The sequence below is a fragment of the Mycobacterium sp. genome (assembly GCF_035603715.1).
Classification (GTDB): Bacteria; Actinomycetota; Actinomycetes; order Mycobacteriales; family Mycobacteriaceae; genus Mycobacterium.
This window is the reverse complement of sequence record NZ_DATNJW010000713.1, coordinates 1-22,563: the sequence shown is the minus strand read 5'-3', so window position 1 is coordinate 22,563 and position 22,563 is coordinate 1. Positions and strand designations below refer to the sequence as shown.

The window sequence follows — 22,563 nt, the reverse complement described above, 5'->3', positions numbered from 1 at the left end:
TCGCGTGGCGGTATCGGCCGTCGCCGCCGAATACGGCGGCACCGGCGCATCGATGCTGATCCACACCGCGGGAATCGCCGCGGCATCCGTCCACGCCGACCTCACCGGTGCGGACGTCGCGGCGGTGTGTGCCGCGAAGGTAACGGGGCTGGCGGTGATGGCCGACGTGTGGCCGTTGCAGCCGGACTGCCGGATCTTGGCTTGCTCGTCGGTGTTTGGGGTCTGGGGTGGTCACGGCCACGCCGCGTACGCGGCGTCGAACCGGATTCTCGATGTGCTGGCTGCCCAACTGCGGTCGCGGGGCTCGGACTGCACGGCGATTCGATGGGGACTGTGGCAAGACGCCGGAGTCGTAACGGCAGATGAGATCGCCCGCACTCAGCGCTCGGGTCTCGTTGCCATGCGGCCCGAGCTGGCCGTGGACGCCAGCCTGGGTCGGCATGGCGACGATCCGCTGATCTTCGACGCCGACTTCGATCGGCTTCGGGTGTTTTTCGAGAGTCAGGGAATCTCGATGCCGTTCCATCCGCCGTCGGACCTGGCGGATGCCCAGCAGCGCAACCACTCCGACGGGCGACCACTCGCCGACGTCGTGCGGGGCGAACTCGCGGCGACGTTACACCTGGGCGATTCGGTGTCGATCGACCCGACAGCATCGCTCATTGACCTCGGTTTGGATTCGTTGTTGGCGCTCGATCTACGCCGGCGCCTGCGCCGGGCGGTGGGGCAGTCGGCGCCGGTGGCGCGGATGCTCGGCGGAATCACCGTCAACGAATTGATCAACGTCTTGGGCTCTGGCCCGACCAACGGCCGAGACACGAGGAAGGTTGGAATCCACGCGTGACTGACACCACCGGCCTCGGCACGCTCGACGCGCAACGCCTGGAACTGTTGCGCCGCAAGATCGCTGCGCGTGGCCTGGCTCGACCGGCGGTCGCCGACGACCCGACGGATACCAAACAGCTTCCGGAGATGTCCGATGGCCAGCGCCGGATGTGGTTCGTCCAATCGGTCGACCCCGGCAGCGCGTTGCTCAACATCTGCGTCTCCTATCGCGTCATCGGCAATGTCGATATCGCCCGGCTGCGGCAGGCGGTGGAGGCGGTCGCGGTGCGTCATCCGATCTTGCGCACGACGTATCAGACCGACAGTGACGGCAATCCGTATCCGATGGTTCGTGACGATCTGCGGCCGGACTGGGCGGAGCACGACTTGTCCGGGCTTGCCGAGCAAGCCCGCCGGCTCAGACTGGAAGTGCTGGCGCAGCGACAGTTTGCGCAGCCGTTCGACCTGACTGCGGATTCGCCGTTGCGGGTCGCCGCCGCGCGGGTGAGCCCGAATGAGTTGATCCTGCTGCTGACTGCGCACCATGTCGCCTGGGACGACGGTTCGTGGGCTCCGTTCTTCAGCGACCTCACCCGAGCCTACGTCGACGGCAGCAGACCGTCGCCGGTGAATATCGCCACCGACCCGGTGCGAAGCAGCGACGAGGACCAGGCCTATTGGCGTTCGATGATGACGGATCTGCCTGAGCCACTTGAGCTTCCCGGCCCCAATGGCTCGGTGGTGCCCAGCACCTGGCGCGCGCAGCGGGCCACCGCGGGGCTGTCGGCGGAAACCATCCACCGTGCCGCGACGCTAGCCAGGGAAACCGGCGCCACCCCCTACATGGTGTTGATGGCTGCGTTCGGCGCGCTGATGCATCGCTACACGCACGCATCGGACTTCCTGGTCGCCGCCCCGGTGCTGAATCGCAGCGCCGGGACCGAGAGCGCGATCGGCTATTACGGCAACACCCTGGTGATGCGGATGCGGCCGGAGCCGCGGTTGACGTTCCGCGAGCTCCTGGTACAGACCCGGGACGGCGCGCTAGGCGCCTTCGCGCACTCCCGCGTCGACCTGGAATGGCTGGTCCGTGCCTCCAACCCGGACCGCAGGCACGGGGCCGAGCGAATGACCCGCGTCAGCTTCGGACTGCGTGAGCCCGACGGCGGCGGCTTCTGCCCGCCAGGTGTGCGGTGTGAGCGGGCCGAGCTGCGCGGCCATGTGAGCCAATTGCCGCTGAGTTTGATGGTCGAATTGAGCGGGACCGCAGAGGGTTCGGATCGCGGCGCCATCGTCGAAGCCGAATACCTGGTTGAGGTTTTGGATCGACCGTTAGTGGAGCAACTGCTGCAGCACTACGGCGTCCTGTTGGATAACGCGCTCGCAGATCCCGATATCACGCTGGCGGCATGCGGACTGATGAGCGAGGACGACGCCGCGTGGCTGCGCCAAGTGTCGTCGGGTGAAACCTTCAGCACCCCGGCCAGCACGCTGCCGGACCTGGTCACCGCGCGCGCGGCCCGGACGCCGGACGCCGTCGCCGTCGTCTACGAGGGTCGTCAGTACAGCTATCGCGAGATCGACCAGGAATCAAACCGGTTGGCGCATTGGCTGATCCGCCAAGAAATCGGTACCGAGGACCGCGTGGCGGTCTTGCTGGACAAGTCGCCGGAATTGGTCATCACCGCGCTGGGGATTCTCAAAGCCGGAGCGGTGTATCTGCCGGTCGATCCGACCTATCCGGACGACCGACTGGCGTTCATTCTGGATGATGCGGCGGCGAAACTGGTTTTGCGCGAACCGGTTACCGGGCTGGCCGACTATCCGGCGACCGCCCCGGGAAGCGCCGAGCTGGTGCGTCCGCTGAGCCCGCACAACACCGCCTATCTGATCTATACCTCGGGTTCGACCGGTTTGCCTAAAGGCGTACCGGTGCCGCACGCGCCGATCGCCGAGTACTTCGTCTGGTTCGGCGGGGAATACCGAGTCGACGAAACTGACCGGCTGCTTCAAGTGGCCTCCCCCAGCTTCGACGTGTCGATGGGCGAAATCTTCGGCACGTTGATTTGCGGTGCACGCCTGGTGATTCCGCGACCGGACGGCCTGCGCGACATCGGATACCTGACCGAGTTGCTGCGCCGCGAGGGCATCACCTCGATGCACTTCGTTCCCTCGCTACTCGGCCTGTTCCTGTCGCTGCCCGGCGTCAACCAGTGGCGCACCCTGCGCCGGGTGCCCATCGGTGGTGAACCCCTACCCGGCGAGATCGCCGACAAATTTCACGCCACCTTCGACGCGCTGTTGTACAACTTCTACGGCCCCACCGAAACCGTGGTGAATGCCACCAGTTACCCCGTGGAGGGCGCGCAGGGCACCCGGGTGGTGCCGATCGGCCGGCCCAAGATCAATACCCAGGTGCATCTCCTCGACGACGCGCTACAACCAGTTCCGGTGGGCGTGATCGGCGAAATCTACATCGGCGGAACGCATGTGGCTCGCGGCTACCATCGCAGGCCCGGTCTGACCGCGGAACGCTTCGTCGCCGATCCCTTCACGCCCGGCGCCCGGCTGTACCGCTCCGGCGACCTGGCACGCCGCAACGCCGACGGCGATATCGAATTCGTCGGTCGCGCCGACGAACAGGTGAAGATCCGTGGCTTCCGCATCGAACTCGGCGAGGTCGGCGCCGCGATCTCGGTTGACCCCAGCGTCGGGCAGGCCGTTGTGCTGACCGCGGACCTGCCGCATCTGGGCAAGAGCCTGGTGGGTTATGTGACGCCCGCCGACGGCGCCGGCCGCGACACCGTTGACCTCGAGCGGATTCGGTCGAGGGTGGCGGCAGCGCTGCCGGAATACATGACCCCGGCCGCCTATGTGGTGCTCGACGAGATACCGATCACGGCGCACGGCAAGATCGACCGTACGGCATTGCCGGAACCTGAAATCGCGGCGAAGGCGCAATACCGCGACCCCGCTACCGTGACCGAACGTCGCATCGCCGCAATGTTTTCCAGCCTGCTCGGTCACGATCGGGTCGGCGTAAACGACTCGTTCTTCGATCTCGGCGGCCACTCGCTGGTGGCCACCAAACTGGCCACCGCGATCCGCTCGGAATGCGAAGTCGAGCTGGGTATTCGCGACATCTTCGAGCTCGCCACGGTCGGACTGCTGGCCGAGCGGGTCGACGAGCTGCGATCCGGTGGCCGTGCGCAGGCACGACCCAAACTCGTTGCGACCACCCACGACGAACCGCTACCGCTGTCGGCATCGCAACTGCGTAGCTGGTTCGCGTTCCGCGTCGACGGGCCGAGTCCAATCAACAACATCCCGTTCGCCGCGAAGTTGACGGGACCGTGGGACATCGACGCCCTGATCGCCGCGGTCGGTGACGTCGTGGCCCGTCACGAGATCCTGCGCACCACCTACATCGATGCCGAGGGCGTTCCATACCAGGTGGTAAACCCGGTCACCGAGCTTGCGGTGCGCCGCGACGCCGGCGATGGCGATGAGTGGTTGCAGGAACAACTCGAGGCCGAGCGCCGGCACTGTTTCGAACTGGACCGCGAATGGCCGATCCGAATCGCCGTGCTGCACACCGGAGACGGCGGCGAACATGTGCTGTCGCTGGTCGTCCATCACATCGCGTCCGACCACTGGTCCGCGGGCGTGTTGTTCTCCGACGTCATCACCGCCTACCGCGCGCGGCGCGACGGTGAGGCCCCGTCGTGGGCGCCGCTGCGCGTGCAGTACGCGGATTACGCTGCCTGGCAACGCACTTTCCTGGGCGAGCCGGGCGGACAAGAGACGGCGGTCGCCGCCGAGCAGCGGGACTACTGGACGAGTCAACTGGCCGGTCTACCAGAGGACAGCGGGCTTCGACCCGACTTTCCCCGCCCGCCACTGCCCAGCGGAGACGGCGAGTCGGTGACATTCCGTATCGATGCTGCGACCCGCGCCAAGCTCGCGGAACGGTGCCGCGAGTTGGGCGTCACCGAGTTCATGGCGCTGCAGGCCGCCGTCGCCGTGGTGCTGCACAAGGTGGGAAGCGGCGTGGACATTCCCTTGGGCACGCCGGTCGCCGGGCGCCCGGAGGCCGAACTCGATCAGTTGATCGGCTTTTTCGTCAACATCCTGGTGCTGCGCAACGATTTACGTGGCAACCCCACGCTGCGTAACGTGCTGAGCAGGGCACGCGAGACCGCGCTGGCCGCCTACGCCCACCAGGATCTACCGTTCGACAGGGTGGTCGACAGCGTCAGCCCGGTGCGATCGCTGTCGCGTAATCCGCTGTTTCAGGTCGTCGTGCACGTGCGCGATCATCTTCCCGCCTCACGAGTCATCGAATCGGCGTCCCACGGCCAAGACACCGTATGCACGTCGCTGGACCCGGTTTTCGACATGGCGCACGCCGACCTCAGCGTCAACTTCTTCGGCACTGACGGGTCCGACGACATCGGCTATAACGGCCACCTCATCTTCCGAACCGAGCTCTACCAACGGCGCACCATCGAACGGTTGGCCGGCTGGCTGACCCGGGTCGTCACCGAGTTCGCCGAAGACATCGATCAGAGTCTGCGCGACGTGGTGTTGACCGACGCCGACGAGCAGCACCGGATTCTGACCGAGTGGAGTCGCGGCGATCAGCCGCCGGCCGATCGGCCACGCACGGTGCCGGAAATGCTCGAGGCCAGCAGGCAGTGCGGCGCCGGGCGCATCGCGGTGCGGTGCTCAGGTGAGGACCTGGACTACGTTGCGCTGCATCGCCGTTCGGACAACCTGGCGGCACTGCTCACCGATCGCGGTGTGCGGCCGGGATCGTTCGTCGGGCTGTCGAGCCGGCGGGGCCTCGACATGGTGGTGGCGTTGCTGGCCATCGTCAAGGCCGGCGGCGCGTATTTCCCGATCGATCCCGCCTATCCAGCGGTACGTAAGCAGTTCATGCTCGACGACGTCGCGCCCCAGGTCGTGGTCGCAACGGTCGAGGCCGTCGACACCATGCCGGACGAGTATGCGGCGGCAGTGGTCTCGCTCGATAGCCCCGAGGTCCGGGCCGTCATGGAGAGATCGGAGCCGCCGACATCGAGGCCGCCACTGCCGCATCCCGACGATCCGATGTATCTGGTCTTCACCTCCGGGTCGACTGGAAAACCCAAGGGCGCGGTGGGAACTCAACGTGCGATGGCCGCCCGGCTGGATTGGCAGCTGCGGCACTATCCGCCGAAAGCCGAAGACATCCGCCTGTCGCAAGCCTCGATGACCTTCCTCGAAGGCGGCATGGAATTGCTGGCCGGTTTGGCCGCCGGTGCCACCATGATCCTGGCCGACGACGCCGAGCACCGCGACGCGGAAGCGCTTGCGGCGCTGATGAAACGCGAGTCTGTCGCGCAAATCACCGCGGTGCCCAGCCTGGTATCGGCCTTGGTGGACAGCGCGCCGGAGTCGGTGCGGTCGCTGGCCCGCCTGGTGTGCGGTGGAGAACCGGTGAGCATCTCGCTGTTGCAGCGGCTGACGGCCGCGTGCGGCGACGGCGTCGGGCCAGGTCCCGAGCTGCTGAACAACATCGGCTCCACCGAGACCTCCGGTGCGGTGTCCCGAGGGCGGCTGAGCCCGCCACGCCCGCTGGTCGGGTCGCCGGTCGCCGGGGCGCAGGCCTATCTGCTGGATGACGGGCTGCGCCCGGTACCGGTTGGCGTGGTCGGCGAGTTGTACTACGCAGGCGACCAGCTGGCGCGTGGTTACTGGAAGCGTCCCGGCCTGACCTCGTCACGTTTCATCGCCAATCCGTTTGGCGCCGAACCCGGTAGCCGGTTGTATCGCAGCGGCGACCTGGCCCGGTGGACCGACGACGGGCGACTGGAGTTCGCCGGCCGGGCCGACCACCAGGTGCAGGTGCGCGGATTCCGGGTCGAGCTTGCCGAGGTCGAAGCCGCGCTGGCGGCAGCCGATGGTGTCGCCGCCGCGGCCGCGCGAACCTGGGAGGTGCACGACGGCGCCAGCCTCGCGGGATACGTTGTGCCGCAAGAGGCCATCACCGAGGACGCCGACAAAGCGGCGTTCGCCGCCTCGGTGCGTGCCGCGCTCAGCGCGACGCTGCCCGGATACATGGTGCCGTCCTCGCTGACCGTGCTCGACGCGATGCCGAAAACCGAGTCGGGCAAGCTGAATCGGCCGGGGCTGCCGCGGCCGGCGGTCAGCACCAGCGGCCGCACCGAACCATCGCGCACCGACACCGAGCGTGCACTGGCCACCGTGTTCGCCGAATTGCTGTCGACCCCCGATGTCGGGCGATTCGACGACTTCTTCGCACTCGGCGGTGACAGCATTCTGTCGGTCCAATTAGCCTCGCGGGCAAGGGCTGTCGGCCTGCCGGTGAACCCGCGGATGATCTTCGAGAACCCGACCGTGCAGCAGTTGGCCGCCGCTGTCGATGCGCTGGAAGTGGACGGCGCTTCGTCGGACAACGGGTCCGCCGCCGGTGAAACTCGCTTCGAGCCGATGACCACGTCGGGTCTGTCGGCTACCGACTTGGCTGCGGTGACCCAGCTGTGGTCGAAGTCCCGCGACGGAACATCATGACGGCCGCCGAAGCCGAAACTCAGGCCGACATCGCGCCGGACATCGAGGATGTGATGGCGCTCAGCCCTCTCCAAGAGGGCCTGTACTCGCTGACCGCGTTGGCCGAATTCACCGAAGGGGAACCCGCCGACGATCCGTATGTGATCGGAATGGCGGCCGACATCTACGGCGCTCTCGACGTTGGCTTGCTGCGCGACTGCGCGGCGAAAATGCTGATTCGGCACCCCAATCTGCGGGCCAGCTTCTTCAGCCGCGGGATTGCCCGACCCGTGCAGATCGTGCCGTCGCGAGTCGAGCTGCCGTGGCGGGAGATCACCGCCGCCGAACAGGACATCGAGGCGTTGGAAGCCGAGGAACGGCGCCGCCCGTTTGACCTCGAACGGCTGCCGGCTATCCGGTTTCTGCTCATCGAATTGCCGGATGCGCGCTGGCGATTGGTGATTACCGCGCACCACATCGTGATCGACGGCTGGTCGCTACCGGTGTTCGTCACCGAGATGATGATCCTGTATCGCGCCGGGGGCGACCCTGCCGCGCTGCCGGTGGCACCACGTCCGTACCGGGACTACATCGGCTGGCTGGCCGGCCGCGATCTGGAGGCCAGCCAACGGGTTTGGCGCGAGCATCTCGCGGCGCTGCCTGGCCCGACCCTGCTGGCGGCGGCCTATGGGGGCACGGACGCCGCACGCACGTCGACCCGCCTGCCGCAGCGCACCGAGTTGCAACTTGGCCCCCAAGCCACCGACCGGTTGGTTGCGGGTGCTCGTGTACGCGGGGTCACGCTGAATACGTTGCTGCAGATGGCTTGGGCGGTGATCTTGTCCCGCCTGACCGACCGTGCCGATGTCGTGTTCGGGGTGACGGTGTCGGGCCGGCCCGCCGAGTTGGCCGGCGTCGAAACCATGGTCGGCCTGTTCATCAACACCGTGCCGCTGCGGGTGCAGCTGAACAGCGCCGCCACGGTCGGCGAGCAGTGCCGCGCCGTGCAGCGCGATTCGGCGATGCTGCGCGAACACAGCTATCTCGGGCATGCGCAGCTGCGGGCACTGGGCGGTGTCGGCGAGATGTACGACAGTCTGCTGGTTTACGAGAATTTCCCGACCGGTGGCATCTCGGCCAACGACGAGTTGGTCAGCACCGGCGTCACCTTCCGGCCCGCCGCGGTGGAAAGCCTCACCCATTTCCCGATCGTGCTTGCCGCGCACATGGCGGACGGCGGACTGGTCCTGATGGTCGAAGTGATCGACGGCGCACTGGGGAAGACAACCGCCTCGGCACTCGGCGAGCGGCTGCTGTGCACCGCCGAGCGGTTGCTGGATCGGTGGGATCGCCCGCTGCGCGACGTCAGCGTCCTGCTCCCCGAGGAGGCGGTACCGCTCGGCGCCGGCTCGGCGAAACCGTCGACGGGGCAGGGGATTCACACCCGGTTCGCGGCGATCGCCGCCCAGACACCGGATAACCCGGCCATCACCTGGGCGGGCGGGAGGCTGAGCTACGGCGAACTCGACGCGAGGGCCAACCGGCTGGCCGGCGCGCTTGCCGCCCGCGGCGCGGGCGCGGAAACCCCCGTTGCTATCAAGCTTTCCCGTGGCCCGCACTACGTTGTAGCGATCCTCGCGGCGCTGAAGGCGGGCGCGATGTACGTGCCCCTGGAGCCGGCGATGCCGGCGGAACGGGTGAACTCCATTCTGCGCCAGAGCGGCGCCGCCATCGTGATCGACGAAGACTTCGCCGCCGACGGTCCCGACGATTTCCGCCCGATCGAGGTCCATCCACAGCAGGCCGCCTACGTGGTCTTCACCTCGGGCACAACCGGAGAACCCAAGGGCGTCATCGGAACCCACGCCGCGGTCAGCGCGTACGCCGACGACCACCTGAACCATGTCGTGACACCCGCGGCGGCTCGCCTGGGCCGCCCGCTGCGTATCGCACACGCCTGGTCCTTCGCTTTCGATGCGGCCTGGCAGCCGTTGGTCGCCCTGCTCGGCGGGCACGCCGTACACGTCGTCGACGAACACACCCAAACCGATGCCGAGGCATTGGTGGCGGCCATCGCCGAACACGGCGTCGACATGATCGACACCACCCCGTCGATGTTCGCCCAATTGAGGGCGGCCGGCCTGTTGACGCGGGTGCCGCTGGCGGTGCTGGCGTTGGGCGGTGAAGCGCTCGGCGGCGGCGCGTGGTCCTTCATCCGGATGCAGTGCCGCCGCACGGCGATGACGGCTTTCAACTGTTACGGCCCCACCGAAACCACCGTCGAGGCGGTGGTCGCGGCGATCGACCGCCACGATGAGCCGTCGATCGGGCGGCCGACCCACTGCACCCGCGGCTACGTGCTGGACTCCGCGTTGCGCCCGCTCCCGCACGGGGTTGCGGGGGAGCTGTACCTCGGCGGCGCCCAGTTGGCCCGGGGCTACCTGCACCGCGCACCCGAAACCGTGCAGCGCTTCGTCGCCGATCCCTTCGTCGCCGGCGAACGCATGTATCGCACCGGCGATTTGGTGCGGCGCCAACCAGACGGATCTCTGCAATACGTCGGTCGCGCGGATGCGCAGGTGAAAATCCGCGGGCATCGTGTGGAGCCCGCCGAGATCGCGGTCGCACTCGAGTCGCATGCGGCAGTGCGGCACGCCAGCGTCGGGGTGCACCAGCGGCAAGGCGTTCCGCGGTTGACCGCTTATGTGGCGCTGCGGGATTCGTCGGGAAGATCACCATCGGTCACCGAGTTGCGCCGCATGCTGATCGCCCGGCTGCCCCGCTATATGGTCCCGCAACGCATCGTCATCGTCGACGACATCCCGCTCACCCCGAACGGGAAACTGGACGAAGCTGCCTTGGCGGCAATCGATTCGGCGGCGTGTGTGGAATCGGGGGATACCGAGCCGCAGACGGCCACCGAATCCGCCCTCATCGAGTTGCTCGCGGAAATCCTGCAGGTCGCTCGTATCGACCCAAACGCCGATTTCCTGGAGCTGGGCCTGGACAGCATTGTGGCTCTCTCCGTCGTGCAGTCCGCCCGCCGGCGCGGTATCCCGCTGCGTGCCCGGCTGGTGCTCGAGTGTGGCAGCGTCCGCGAGCTGGCTGGTTCTATCGACGCCGAGGCCGCCGAGATGGCCGGAGCGCCGGACGATGCCGAAGCCGAAAGCGGACCGATCCCGCTACTGGCCAATGCGAAGTGGCTCTACGAATTCGGCGAGCCGCGCAGACTGGCACAGGCCGAAGCCATCCGGTTACCGATCGACGTGACCGGTGAGCAACTACGGGCGGCGCTGGCGACCATCGTTGACGGCCATGAGGTGCTGCGCAGTCGCCTGGACCGCGCCACCATGACTCTGCATCCCGGACAACCCGGCGATCTCCTCACCGAGGTTCCGGTGTCCGGTGACATGCACGCTGCCGTCGGCGTCCACACCGGCCAAGCCATCGAAAGCCTTGACCCCGAACGCGGAAAGCTGTTGGCAGCGGTCTGGTTGCGCCCGCTGAGCGGGCAGAGTGTCCTGCTGTTGGCCGCCCACGTTCTGGCCATGGACCCCGTCTCGTGGCAGGTGGTGCTCGGCGAGCTCGACGCGGCCCTGCATGCACTCATCGACGGGAGGACGCCGGTCCCCGTCCGCGAGCAGACCAGTTACCGCCGCTGGGTCCGCGCCCTGACCGAGCGAGCCGAATCCTTTGACAGCGAGCCATATTGGGTTGCACAGCTCGATGGTGACGACCCCGAGCTGGGTGAGCGACGACTCAGCCCCGAAACCGACCGTGCCGGTGGGCTGCTGGTGCAGACGGCGATGCTCGACGTTAACAGCACTGCGCGGCTGCTGCAGTCCGGTCTGCCGGTCTTCGAGATCCTGATCGCCGCCGCGTCGCGAATGGTGACGCGGTGGCGACAAGACCGCGGCCAGCCGACCCCGCCGCCGTTGCTCGCGCTGGAAACCCACGGCCGCGCCGATGCCCTGTTCGACGGTGGCATGGACACCGCCGAGACAGTCGGACTTCTCAGCGCGATCTATCCGCTGCGGGTGGACACCGAGGATCCGCGACAGGTGCGGGAATTGCTGACGGCGATCCCCGGCGATGGCATCGACTACGGGCTGCTGCGCTACCTGCGCGGCGACACCGCCGGCCGGCTCGTCGAGTTCAGCGAGCCGCAGCTGCTGCTGAACTATCTGGGTCGCGCCGAAGTCGGCGGCACCAGCGGACTGTGGCTGGATCGTGGGCTGCTGAACGGAGTGTCGCCGCTGCCAGAACCCGAACTGGCGGTGCGTTACGAGCTCAGCCTGCTGGCCACCGTGCTCGGCAGCGGCGAGCACCAGGTGCTGGTCACCCAGTGGCGTGCGCTGCCCGACATCCTCAGCAAGTCGGATATCGCTGCATTGCAAACACTTTGGACCCAGGCGCTCGAGGAGATCGTGACATGACCACACTTGCCGTGCTGGGCGCCGGGGTGAAGGCGGTGGCCGTCGCCGCCAAGGCGCACGTGCTGAGACAGATGGGTGTCGGCGCGCCCGAGGTGGTCGCCATAGAGCGGCTCGGGGTCGGCGCCAACTGGCAAGCCAGCGGTGGTTGGACCGATGGCGCGCAGCGGCTGGGGACAAGCCCGGAAAAAGACGTCGGCTTCCCGTACCGCTCGTCGCTGGCTCCGCGCCGCAACGCCGAGCTCGACGAGCGGATGACCCGACACAGTTGGCAGTCGTATCTGATCGCCACCAGTGAATTCGCCCAGTGGATCGACCGCGGCCGGCCGGCACCGACGCACCGCCGCTGGAGCCAGTATCTGCGCTGGGTGGCCGACGAGATCGGGATGAACGTGGTGTACGGCGAAGTCGACCGTCTCGCCGTCGACGGTGAGCAGTGGGCGCTGCACACCGATGAAACCACCGTGCACGCCGACGGTTTGATGATCACCGGTCCCGGGCAGGCCGAACGGTCATTGTTGCCGGGCAACCCACGGGTGCTGTCGATTGCGCAGTTCTGGCATCGCGCGGGCCAGCACGAGCGGATCAACGCCGAGCGGGTGGCGGTCATCGGCGGCGGCGAGACAGCGGCGGCCATGCTCAACGAGCTTTTCCGGCACCGGGTTTCGACCATCACCGTGATATCGCCGCAGGTGACGCTGTTCACCCGCGGCGAGAGCTTCTTCGAGAACACGCTGTTCTCCGACCCCACCGACTGGACTGCGCTGACCGTGGACGAACGGCGCGACGCGATTGCCCGTACCGACCGCGGAGTGTTCTCGTCCAACGTCCAGGACGCCCTGCTGGCCGACGATCGCATCCGTCATCTGCGCGGACGGGTTGCCCATGCGGTAGGTCGCGACGAGCAGATCCGGCTGACGCTGTCCACCAACCGGGGCAGCGAAAACGTGGAAACCATCCATGGTTTCGACCTGGTGATCGACGGGTCGGGTGCCGACCCGCTGTGGTTCACCACCTTGTTCAGTCAGGACGCGCTCGATCTGCTGGAGCTGGGCCTGGGTGGCCCGCTGACCGGTGACCGGGTACAGGATGCGATCGGACACGACCTGGCCGTCGTCGATGTGTCCCCGAAGCTGTTCTTGCCCAACCTCGCCGGGCTCAACCAGGGTCCCGGCTTCCCCAACCTCAGTTGCCTGGGGCTGCTGTCGGATCGGGTGCTCGGCGCCGATCTGGGTTCCAGCGCCGCTGCTTCGACCAGGAGAGATGATGAGCACCAATCCCTTCGATGACGAGACCGGCAGCTTCGTGGTGCTGGTGAACGACGAGAACCAGCACAGCTTGTGGCCGACGTTCGCCGACCTGCCGGCCGGCTGGCATAAGGTCTTCGGCGAGGCCGGTCGCGCGGAGTGTCTGGCGTACGTCGAGGAGAACTGGACCGATATGCGGCCACGGAGCCTCCGCGACGCGATGGACAGCTGATGGCGCGCGGGTTCCAGGGCGCAATGCTGCGGGGCTTCGGCGCCCGCGACCACTCAGCGACCGTCCTCGAAACCATCCCGATCGCACCGCATTTCGTACGGATACGGATGGAGTCGCCGACCCTGTTCCAGGACGCGGCGGCTGAACCCGCGGCTTGGCTGCGATTCTGGTTCCCCGACCCCGACGGTTCGAGCACCGAGTTCCAGCGCGCGTACACGATTTCCGAGGCCGACGTGCCCGCCGGCCGTTTCGCGGTCGATGTGTTGCTGCACGACCCGGCCGGCCCGGCGTCGCAGTGGGCGCGCACCGTCGAGCCCGGCGCGACGATCGCGGTGATGTCGCTGATGGGTGGGTCGCGATTCGACACGCCCGACGAGCAGCCCGCCGGCTACCTGCTGATCGGTGACTCCGCGTCGATCCCGGGCATCAACGGGATCATCGGCAGCGTCCCCGACGATGTTCCGATCGAGGTGTACCTCGAGCAGCACGACGACAACGACCGGTTGATTCCGCTGGCGGAACATCCCCGGCTGCGGGTGCACTGGACCGTCCGGCGCGACGAGAAGTCACTGGCCGCGTCCATCGAGAACCGGGACTGGTCCGACTGGTATGCCTGGGCGACACCCGAAGCCACCACGCTCAAGCATGTTCGGACCCGGCTGCGCGACGACTTCGGCTTCCCCAAGTCGGAAGTCCACGCGCAGGCTTATTGGAGCGTCGGCCGCGCAATGGGCACCCGGCGCGGCGAGGAGCCGATCTCGGGACAGCCGGAAAGCGTTGTGGTGCAACAGGGGCCGACTGCTGATCCGGCTGCGCGGGGGAGCTGGCGTGCCCAGGCCGCGGGCCGGTTGCTGGGGCCATTGCGGTCGGCACTGATCGCCTCCGGTGTGCTGCAGGCAGTGATCACGCTGGTGCAGCTTGCGCCGTTTCTGCTTCTGGTCGAGCTGGCCAGGCTGTTGGCGTCCGGAGCGGAGTCGTCGCGGTTGAAGGAGATCGGATTCGCGGCGGTGGCGCTGCTGGGTATCGGCACGGTGCTCGCTGCCGCCCTGACGTTGTGGCTGCACATCGTCGACGCCCGGTTCGCCAGCGATTTACGTTCACGGCTGCTGAGCAAGTTGGCCCGGTTGCCGTTGGGCTGGTTCACCGCGCGCGGATCCGGGTCGATCAAACAGCTGGTCGCGGACGACACGCTGGCACTGCATTACCTAGTGACACACGCCATCCCAGACGCCGTCGCCGCGGTCGTCGCGCCACTGGCGGTGCTGGTCTACCTGTTCGTCGTCGACTGGCGGGTGGCGCTGGTGTTGTTCGTGCCGGTCCTGGTGTATCTGGTGCTGACCTCGTCGATGACGATTCAATCCGGCCCGCGCATCCCGCAATCGCAAAAGTGGGCCGAGCGGATGAGCGGCGAGGCCGGCGCCTACCTCGAAGGTCAGCCGGTGATCCGCGTCTTCGGCGGTGCCACCGCGTCGAGTTTCCGCCGTCGTCTGGATGAATACGTCGGTTTTCTCATCGACTGGCAGCGCCCGCTGGCCGGCAAGAAGACCATGATGGATCTCGTCACCCGCCCCTCGACGTTCCTGTGGCTGATCGCCGGCACCGGCACGCTGCTGGTCGTTACCGGCCGGATGAACCCGGTCGATTTGCTGCCGTTCTTGTTGCTGGGCACCACGTTCGGTGCCCGATTGCTTAACATCGCTTACGGTATCGGCGGCATCCGCGCCGGGTTGCTGGCCGCCCGTCGCCTGCAGATCACGCTCGACGAACCGGAACTCGCCGTGCCCGACAAGCCGGCTGCTGCGGCCGGTGACGCGTCGGCCACCGTCGTGTTCGACCGGGTCACCTTCGGCTACCGGCCCGGCGTACCGGTGATTCAGGACGTTTCGCTGACGCTGCGGCCCGGCACGGTGACCGCGCTGGTCGGCCCGTCCGGATCCGGAAAGTCGACGCTGGCCGCCCTGTTGGCCCGCTTCTACGACGTACAGCAGGGTGCGATAACCGTTGATGGACAAGATATTCGGTCGCTGACGGCCGACGCGCTCTATACCCGCGTCGGCTTCGTATTGCAGGAGACGCAGCTCGTGCACGGCACAGTCGCGGAGAACATCGCGCTGGCGGTTCCCGACGCGACCCCGGCCCAGATCGAGGCCGCCGCCCGTGCAGCGCAGATCCATGACCGGATCATGCGGTTGCCGGACGGATACGACACCATGCTTGGCGCGGCGAGCGGTCTTTCCGGCGGCGAACGCCAGCGGCTGACGATCGCCCGCGCGATCCTGGCCGACACCAGTGTCCTGATCCTCGACGAGGCGACCGCCTTCGCCGATCCCGAATCGGAATATCTTGTGCAGCAAGCACTTAATCGGCTGACCCGGGATCGCACGGTGTTGGTGATCGCGCATCGACTGCACACCATCGCCGGAGCCGACCAGATCGTCGTGCTGGACCACGGCAGGATCGCCGAAAGCGGTACCCACGACGACTTACTCGCCGCCGAAGGACGCTACCGACGGCTGTGGGACAGCGGGCGCCGCGACCCGGTGACCGTCACGACGGTGCAGGAGGGTGCGCGATGATTCGCACCTGGATCGGCCTGGTCCCGTCTGATCGCCGCGGCAAGGTGATGGCCTATGCCGTGCTCGCCATGGTCTCGGTGATCGTGCGTGCCGTCGGCACCGTGCTGCTGGTTCCGTTGGTAGGCGCCTTGTTCAGCGATTCACCACACCGGGCACTCGGATGGCTGGGCTGGCTCACCGCCGCGACGGCGGCCGGATGGGCGATCGACACCCTGACCGCGCGGATCGGTTTCGACTTGGGCTTCGCGGTGCTCGACCACACCCAGCACGACGTCGCGGATCAACTGCCGGATGTCCGGCTGGAGTGGTTCAGCTCCGACAACACCGCGACGGCGCGGCAGGCGATCGCCGCGACCGGGCCAGAGCTGGTCGGCCTGGTGGTCAATCTGCTGACGCCACTGCTCACCGCCGTGCTGCTGCCGGCAGCGATCGCGGTGGCATTGCTGCCGATGTCCTGGCAGCTCGGCGTGGCCGCCATGGGTGGTGTACCGCTGTTGCTGGGAGCGTTGTGGGCGTCGGCACGACTGGCCCGTCGCGCCGATCATGCTGCCGCCGAGGCGAATACGGCTCTCACCGAACGGATCATCGAGTTCGCCCGAACTCAGCAGGCGTTGCGGGCAGCGCGTCGGGTGGAGCCGGCCAGAAGCCTGGTCGGCGATGCGCTGGCGGCGCAGCACGGCGCCACCATGCGATTGCTGACCATGCAGGTCCCCGGCCAGTTGCTGTTCAGCCTGGCCAGTCAGTTGGCGCTGATCCTTTTCGCCGGCGCCACAACGGCATTGACCGTCACGCACACACTGAGCGTCCCGGAGGCGATCGCCCTGATCGTCGTCATCGCCCGCTATCTGGAACCGTTCACGTCGATCAGCGAACTGGGGCCGGCGTTGGAGAGCACCCGTGCCACCCTCGACCGGATTCGCGCCGTGCTCAGCGCCCCGATCATGACTGCCGGAGCCGAAACGCGACGCGGCCACCACGACGCGCCGCTCATCGAGTTCGAGGACGTCACGTTCGGCTATGGCGGCACAAGCGCTCCGGTGCTGGACGGCGTGAGCTTCGCGCTGCAGCCGGGAACCACCACAGCGATCGTCGGGCCATCCGGCTCCGGCAAGAGCACCATCCTGTCGCTGATAGCCGGCTTGTACCAACCCGCGCACGGGCGCGTCATTGTCGACGGTGTCGACGTCGCGACCCTGGACGCCGACGCCCGCCGCGCCGCGAGCAGCGTGGTGTTCCAGCATCCCTACCTGTTCCACGGCACCATCCGCGAGAACGTCTCGGCCGGAGATCCCGCAGCCGGCGACGCGCAGTTCAATCGGGCTGTCGCGCTGGCGCGGGTGGATGAACTCACCGGCAGGTTGCCCGCCGGCGACGCGACGATCGTCGGCGAAGCCGGTTCGGCGTTGTCCGGTGGTGAACGGCAGCGGGTCAGTATTGCTCGCGCCCTGCTCAAGCCTGCGCCGATATTGCTGGTCGACGAGGCGACCAGCGCATTGGACACCGAGAACGAGGCCGCGGTTGTCGACGCCCTCACCGCGGATCCCCAGCCGCGGACCCGGGTGATCGTCGCCCACCGGCTGGCCAGCATCCGGCACGCCGACCGGGTTCTTTTCCTGGACACCGGCAAGATCGTCGAGGACGGCACGGTCGACGAATTGCTCACCGCGGGTGGACGATTCGACGAGTTCTGGCGTCAGCAGCGCGACGCCGCCGAGTGGCGAATCCACGCCGGCTAGAGGCAATACGACACGCCGCTACCTGGGGGGTCGCCACAGATCAGGCGATGAGCAGCAGAATGACACCGGTATTCGAATCGAAGGGACAACGATGACCGTGAAATTGCTTGCCACTGGGGTGGCGGCCGTAGCCACAATTGGCGCGGCCGCGGCTGGCGTGACGTCACTGGCGTCCAGCAGCGCACCGCAGGTGGCGCCCGTCGTCTTCAGCGCACCGCTCGACCCGCCGCCACCCGCGCCGGGCGAGCCGACCGCTGGCGAGCTGTCCAGCCTCTGCACCAACCTGACCAATCCTGGCGTCTCGTATCACAGCAAGACCGGTCTGGTTGCAGGCGGCATCAGTTCCGAACAGGGGCGCGACGCTGACCACAAGCTGAGAAAGGCTTTCGAGGACGGGAAGTTCCCACAGGCGTACGACGTGACGAACATTCAGCAGGCGGGTCCGAATGCGGCCGCGGCTGACGTGGCCATCTCGGGTCCGAAGTTCCCGGCGCCGATCACCCAGCACCTCACGTTCGTCAATCAAGGTGGCTGGACGCTCGCACCCGACTCCGCTCAGGCGTTGCTACTTGCAGCGACCGGCTAACCGGTCACGGCGCGCAGATCGATCCTCGCGACCCGCTCGGGATCGGCTAGGACGTCGATCGCGGCGATCCGTCCGCCGCGAACGACGAAGCCCATGATTGCGGTTGCCCGGCCGTCGAGGAGGATCACCGCACCCGCGGCCCCGTTGACGACGGCTGGGCGGACTTCGCGTTCCGGGGCGGCGTAGCCCTTGGCCAGCCCGGCAACCGTGGACGCCCCTCGCACCGAACGTTGTCCGGCCGGCCCGAAGTCGCCGCGCAACGACACGTCGGGGTCCAAAACGGCCACCAGCCGATCCAAGTCGCCGGCACGTCCGGCGGCGAAGAAAGCGTCGACGACGGAGTGCTGGGCCACCAGATCGGTGTCCGGGCTGGGCGCGGCCTGCTGAATGCGCTGCCGCGCACGACTGGCCAGTTTGCGGGTAGCTTCTGGAGTCCGCTCGACGACCGGTGCAATCTGGTCGAACGGGACCGCGAACACATCGTGCAAGACGAACGCCAGTCGTTCCGCCGGTGCCAAGGTGTCCAAAATCACGAACAGCGCCATTCCGACCGCGTCGGCCAGCATCGCCTGGTGCTCAGGATCGGCGTCGCCGACAGCGTCGACGATGGGATCCGGCAGCTGGGCGACGAGCTCTTCCGATGGCCCAGCCCGGCGGCTTCGCAAGGTGTTCAAGCAAATCCGTGCCACCACGGTCGTCAGCCACGCGTCGAGATTGTCCACGTGGCCGGCGTCGACGCCGGTCATCCGCAGCCACGCTTCCTGCACGGCATCCTCGGCGTCGGCGACCGAGCCCAGCATGCGGTAGGCCACCGCGCCCAGATGCGTCCGGGCCGCCTCGAATCGCGCTGCCAGGTCCGCGTCCGCTGTCATCGTTGACCGGAGTCGGGCAGCGGGCACGCCCTGCCCTCGCTGAAACCGGAGGCTCCGATGCCCAACGCAAGGTTGAACCGGCCGCGAAGGTTGCCGAGCGTGACGACGTGGGTTAGCCCGACGAGTTGGGCGTTGTCGAAATGCGTTCGCAGACGGTCGAATAGATCATCGCTCACCTCGACCGGCGTCCGGCTGATCGCGGTGGCGTAGTCGAGTATCAGCCGGTCGAGGTCGGAGAAACAGGTGGCGTTCTGGTAGTCGGACATCGCTAACAGTTCCTCGTCAGTCAGCCCCCAGCCGCGGGCGATCGCCGAGCCGAGGTCGATGCAGTACTCGCAGCGAACCGTCATCGCCGACTTCAACTCCGCGAGCGCACGGTGCCGGGGGCTGAGAATGTCCATCTTCGACTCCGCCAGTTCCAAGCGGCCATATGCGCTGAGCAGCTTGGGGATATGCGCATACATCCGCAGCGGCTCGAGCATTGTCGCGGTCTGCAGCCCCGTCATCTGCTTGAAGCGCCGCTTGGTGAAGAAGTACGCGATCTTGGCACCAAGGCCGGCATCTTGGTCGGACAGTCCGGTGAGTCGTGGCATGGCGGTCTCCTTCAAGCTTCGCGGCGGTGTCACTTATCTCGACACGGGGCCGCGCAGAAACGTGACCGGCAGGCGCTACGCCTAGTCGGCGTGCTGGGTGACCGCATCCAGATCCAGCAACCGCGCATGCAGGACCGTGCGATTTCGCAGCGCCGCGCGCACCGCCCGGTGCAGGCCGTCTTCGAGGTAGCAGATGCCTTTCCACTTCACGGCGTGCGGGAAGAGATCGCCGTAGAACGTCGAGTCCTCGGAGAGCAGACGATCAAGCGCCAGCACCGTCGTGGTGGTGACCAATTCGTCGAGCCGGATCTGTCGCGGGGGAATCCGCGACCAGTCCCGGTAGGACAAGCCATGCTCCGGGTACGGCTTGCCGTCGCGCACACCCTTGAAGATCATCCGCGGCTCGTCTCCGGCGCGGACCTGCGCGATGCGGCCACGCAGGACAGGCTATCGCGGCGGGTGTGACGTGCGCTGGGCAGTAGTTGCTGGTGATCCCCGTAAACTGGTCGGGTAAGGAGGGACGATCGAAGATGGGAACTGCCGACGAGCGCCGCTTTGAGGTGCTGCGCGCGATCGTCGCCGACTTCGTCGCCACCAAGGAGCCGATCGGCTCCAAGTCGCTGGTGGACCGGCATAACCTCGGCGTCTCGTCCGCGACGGTTCGCAACGATATGGCCGTCCTCGAGGCCGAGGGCTACATCACCCAGCCACACACCAGCTCCGGTCGGGTACCGACGGAAAAGGGCTACCGCGAGTTCGTCGACCGGCTTGACGACGTCAAACCATTGTCGGCCGCCGAGCGGCGGGCCATCCAAAGTTTTCTGGAGTCCGGCGTCGACCTCGACGACGTGCTGCGTCGCGCGGTACGGCTACTGGCCCAACTGACCCGTCAGGTCGCCGTCGTCCAATACCCGACGTTGTCGACGTCGACCGTGCGACACCTGGAAGTCATCGCGTTGACTCCGGCCCGGCTGCTGATGGTGGTGATCACCGACACCGGCCGGGTGGACCAGCGCGTCGTCGAGCTCGGCGATGTGATCGACGATCACCAGCTGTCCCAGCTACGCGAGATGCTCGGGCAGGCGCTGGACGGCAAGAAGCTCTCCGCGGCGTCCGTCGCCGTCGCTGACCTGGCCGCCCAGCTCGACGGTCGCGGCGGGCAGTCCAAGAGCCTCAGCGATGCGGTCGGCCGCTCGGCGACAGTGCTGCTCGAGTCGCTGGTCGAGCACAGCGAAGAGCGGCTACTGCTGGGCGGCACCGCCAACCTGACCCGCAACACCGCCGACTTCGGCGGTTCGCTGCGATCCATCCTGGAAGCACTCGAAGAACAGGTCGTCGTCTTGCGGCTGCTGGCCGCCCAGCAACAGGCCGGCAAGGTGACCGTGCGGATCGGGCACGAGACCGAGGCCGAGCAGATGATGGGCACTTCGGTGGTGTCCACCACCTACGGCACCCTCGACACCGTCTACGGCGGCATGGGCGTGCTCGGGCCTACCCGAATGGATTATCCGGGAACTATCGCTAGTGTCGCGGCGGTTGCGATGTACATCGGCGAAGTGCTGGGTACGCGATGACGGCGCATTCCAGGCACAATTCATTAATGGCCGCCGTTGCGCGGCCGAACAAGGCCTAAGGGCCCAAGGAAGGTCAAGCGTGGCACGGGACTATTACGCTCTGCTCGGCGTGGGCAGGAACGCGAGCGATTCGGAGATCAAGCGCGCGTACCGCAAGCTGGCCCGCGAGCTGCATCCCGACGTCAACCCCGACGAGGTCGCCCAGGCGAAGTTCAAGGAGATCAGCGTCGCCTACGAGGTGCTGTCCGATCCGGACAAGCGGCGCATCGTCGACATGGGCGGCGACCCGCTGGAAAACGCGGCGGCGGCCGGAGGTGGCTTCGGCGGCTTCGGTGGTTTGGGAGATGTCTTCGAGGCTTTCTTCGGTGGCGGCGCGACATCGCGCGGTCCGATCGGTCGGGTCCGGCCGGGCTCGGACTCGCTGCTGCGGATGCGGCTGGATCTGACCGACTGTGCGACCGGCGTCAGCAAACAGGTCACCGTCGACACCGCGGTGCTGTGCGACCGATGCCAGGGCCGCGGCACCAACGGCAACTCGGCGCCGATTGCGTGTGACACCTGCGGCGGCCGCGGCGAAGTGCAAACCGTGCAGCGCTCGTTGCTCGGTCAGGTGATGACCGCGCGGCCGTGCCCGACCTGCCGCGGGGTCGGTGAAGTCATTCCGGACCCGTGCCACCAGTGCGGCGGCGACGGGCGGGTGCAGGCCCGCCGGGAGATCACCGTCAAGATCCCCGCGGGTGTCGGCGACGGAATGCGGGTCCGGCTCGCCTCTCAGGGTGAGGTCGGGCCCGGCGGGGGACCCGCAGGTGACCTCTACGTCGAGATTCACGAACAGCCGCACGACATCTTCGTCCGTGACGGCGACGATCTGCACTGCACGATCTCGGTGCCGATGGTCGATGCGGCGCTGGGCACCACGGTGACCGTGGACGCAATCCTCGACGGCTTGACCGAGATCACCATCCCGGCGGGCACCCAGCCCGGTTCGGTGACGACCCGCCGCGGCCACGGAATGCCGCATCTGCGTTCTGGTGCACGCGGCGACCTGCATGTGCACGTCGAGGTGGTGGTGCCGGATCGGATCGATCACAACGACGCCGAGCTGCTGCGGGAATTCAAGAGCCGGCGCAGCCGTGACGTGACCGAGGTTCGATCGACGCATGCGGCGGCCACCAACGGTGGATTGTTCAGCCGGCTGCGTGAAACCTTTACCGGGCGCTAATTGCCTGGCCTGTTCTACATCGACGCGCTGCCCGACAGCGGTGAGCTGGCCGTCGTCGACGGCGACGAAGGCTTCCACGCTGCCACCGTGCGACGCATCCGCCCACAGGAGG

General features: G+C 67.3%; 13 protein-coding genes and 1 pseudogene. 11 read left to right on the top strand and 3 right to left on the bottom strand.

Translation table 11 applies throughout. The features are described 5' to 3' along the window. From VN856_RS28720 to VN856_RS28685, 8 genes are all read left to right on the top strand, one after another. Positions 1–844 (top strand): KR domain-containing protein (locus VN856_RS28720; protein WP_325695682.1); only part of this gene is annotated, 844 nt, incomplete at its 5' end. Further along, complete coding sequence (locus tag VN856_RS28715) at positions 841–7,401, top strand: non-ribosomal peptide synthetase (protein WP_325695680.1); 6,561 nt, start codon at positions 841–843, stop codon at positions 7,399–7,401. The genes VN856_RS28720 and VN856_RS28715, both read left to right, overlap by 4 nt. Beyond that, positions 7,398–11,816, top strand: coding sequence for an amino acid adenylation domain-containing protein (locus VN856_RS28710; protein WP_325695678.1), 4,419 nt, complete (start codon positions 7,398–7,400; stop codon positions 11,814–11,816). The genes VN856_RS28715 and VN856_RS28710 overlap by 4 nt, the downstream gene beginning before the upstream one ends. Next, positions 11,813–13,102 (top strand): NADPH-dependent L-lysine N(6)-monooxygenase MbtG, encoded by a 1,290-nt coding sequence (gene mbtG, locus VN856_RS28705; RefSeq protein WP_325695676.1) that lies wholly within the window; start codon positions 11,813–11,815, stop codon positions 13,100–13,102. Before VN856_RS28710 ends, mbtG begins: the two co-directional genes overlap by 4 nt. After that, positions 13,080–13,292 carry an MbtH family protein gene (locus tag VN856_RS28700; RefSeq protein ID WP_325695674.1) on the top strand — a complete coding sequence of 71 codons (213 nt, stop codon included), beginning with the start codon at positions 13,080–13,082 and terminating at the stop codon, positions 13,290–13,292. Before mbtG ends, VN856_RS28700 begins: the two co-directional genes overlap by 23 nt. After that, positions 13,292–15,868, top strand: a complete 2,577-nt coding sequence (locus VN856_RS28695; protein WP_325695672.1) for an ABC transporter ATP-binding protein/permease — start codon at positions 13,292–13,294, stop codon at positions 15,866–15,868. The genes VN856_RS28700 and VN856_RS28695 overlap by 1 nt, the downstream gene beginning before the upstream one ends. After that, entirely contained in the window at positions 15,865–17,604 is a 1,740-nt protein-coding gene (locus VN856_RS28690; RefSeq protein ID WP_325695670.1) for an ABC transporter ATP-binding protein, read from the top strand. Before VN856_RS28695 ends, VN856_RS28690 begins: the two co-directional genes overlap by 4 nt. Positions 17,605–17,695: 91 nt before the next feature. Continuing rightward, entirely contained in the window at positions 17,696–18,190 is a 495-nt protein-coding gene (locus VN856_RS28685) for a hypothetical protein (protein ID WP_325695668.1), read from the top strand. On the opposite strand, the gene VN856_RS28680 is transcribed toward VN856_RS28685, so the two are convergent. The 3 genes from VN856_RS28680 to VN856_RS28670 form a co-directional block, all read right to left on the bottom strand. Then, on the bottom strand, positions 18,187–19,062 hold the full coding sequence (locus tag VN856_RS28680; RefSeq protein WP_325695666.1) for a sigma-70 family RNA polymerase sigma factor: 876 nt from the start codon (positions 19,060–19,062) through the stop codon (positions 18,187–18,189). The two genes, VN856_RS28685 and VN856_RS28680, sit on opposite strands and share 4 nt — an antisense overlap. Beyond that, entirely contained in the window at positions 19,059–19,655 is a 597-nt protein-coding gene (locus VN856_RS28675; RefSeq protein WP_325695663.1) for a carboxymuconolactone decarboxylase family protein, read from the bottom strand. Before VN856_RS28675 ends, VN856_RS28680 begins: the two co-directional genes overlap by 4 nt. A gap of 81 nt (positions 19,656–19,736) precedes the next feature. Then, complete coding sequence (locus tag VN856_RS28670) at positions 19,737–20,051, bottom strand: type II toxin-antitoxin system VapB family antitoxin (RefSeq protein WP_325695660.1); 315 nt, start codon at positions 20,049–20,051, stop codon at positions 19,737–19,739. Between the two features lie 134 nt (positions 20,052–20,185). Between VN856_RS28670 and hrcA the strand changes: the two genes are divergently transcribed. The 3 genes and pseudogenes from hrcA to VN856_RS28655 form a co-directional block, all read left to right on the top strand. After that, complete coding sequence (gene hrcA / locus VN856_RS28665) at positions 20,186–21,229, top strand: heat-inducible transcriptional repressor HrcA (protein ID WP_325695657.1); 1,044 nt, start codon at positions 20,186–20,188, stop codon at positions 21,227–21,229. A 79-nt stretch (positions 21,230–21,308) separates the two neighbouring features. Beyond that, complete coding sequence (gene dnaJ, locus VN856_RS28660) at positions 21,309–22,451, top strand: molecular chaperone DnaJ (RefSeq protein ID WP_325695654.1); 1,143 nt, start codon at positions 21,309–21,311, stop codon at positions 22,449–22,451. Next, positions 22,452–22,563 (top strand): annotated as a pseudogene (locus VN856_RS28655) (16S rRNA (uracil(1498)-N(3))-methyltransferase); the annotation flags it as partial.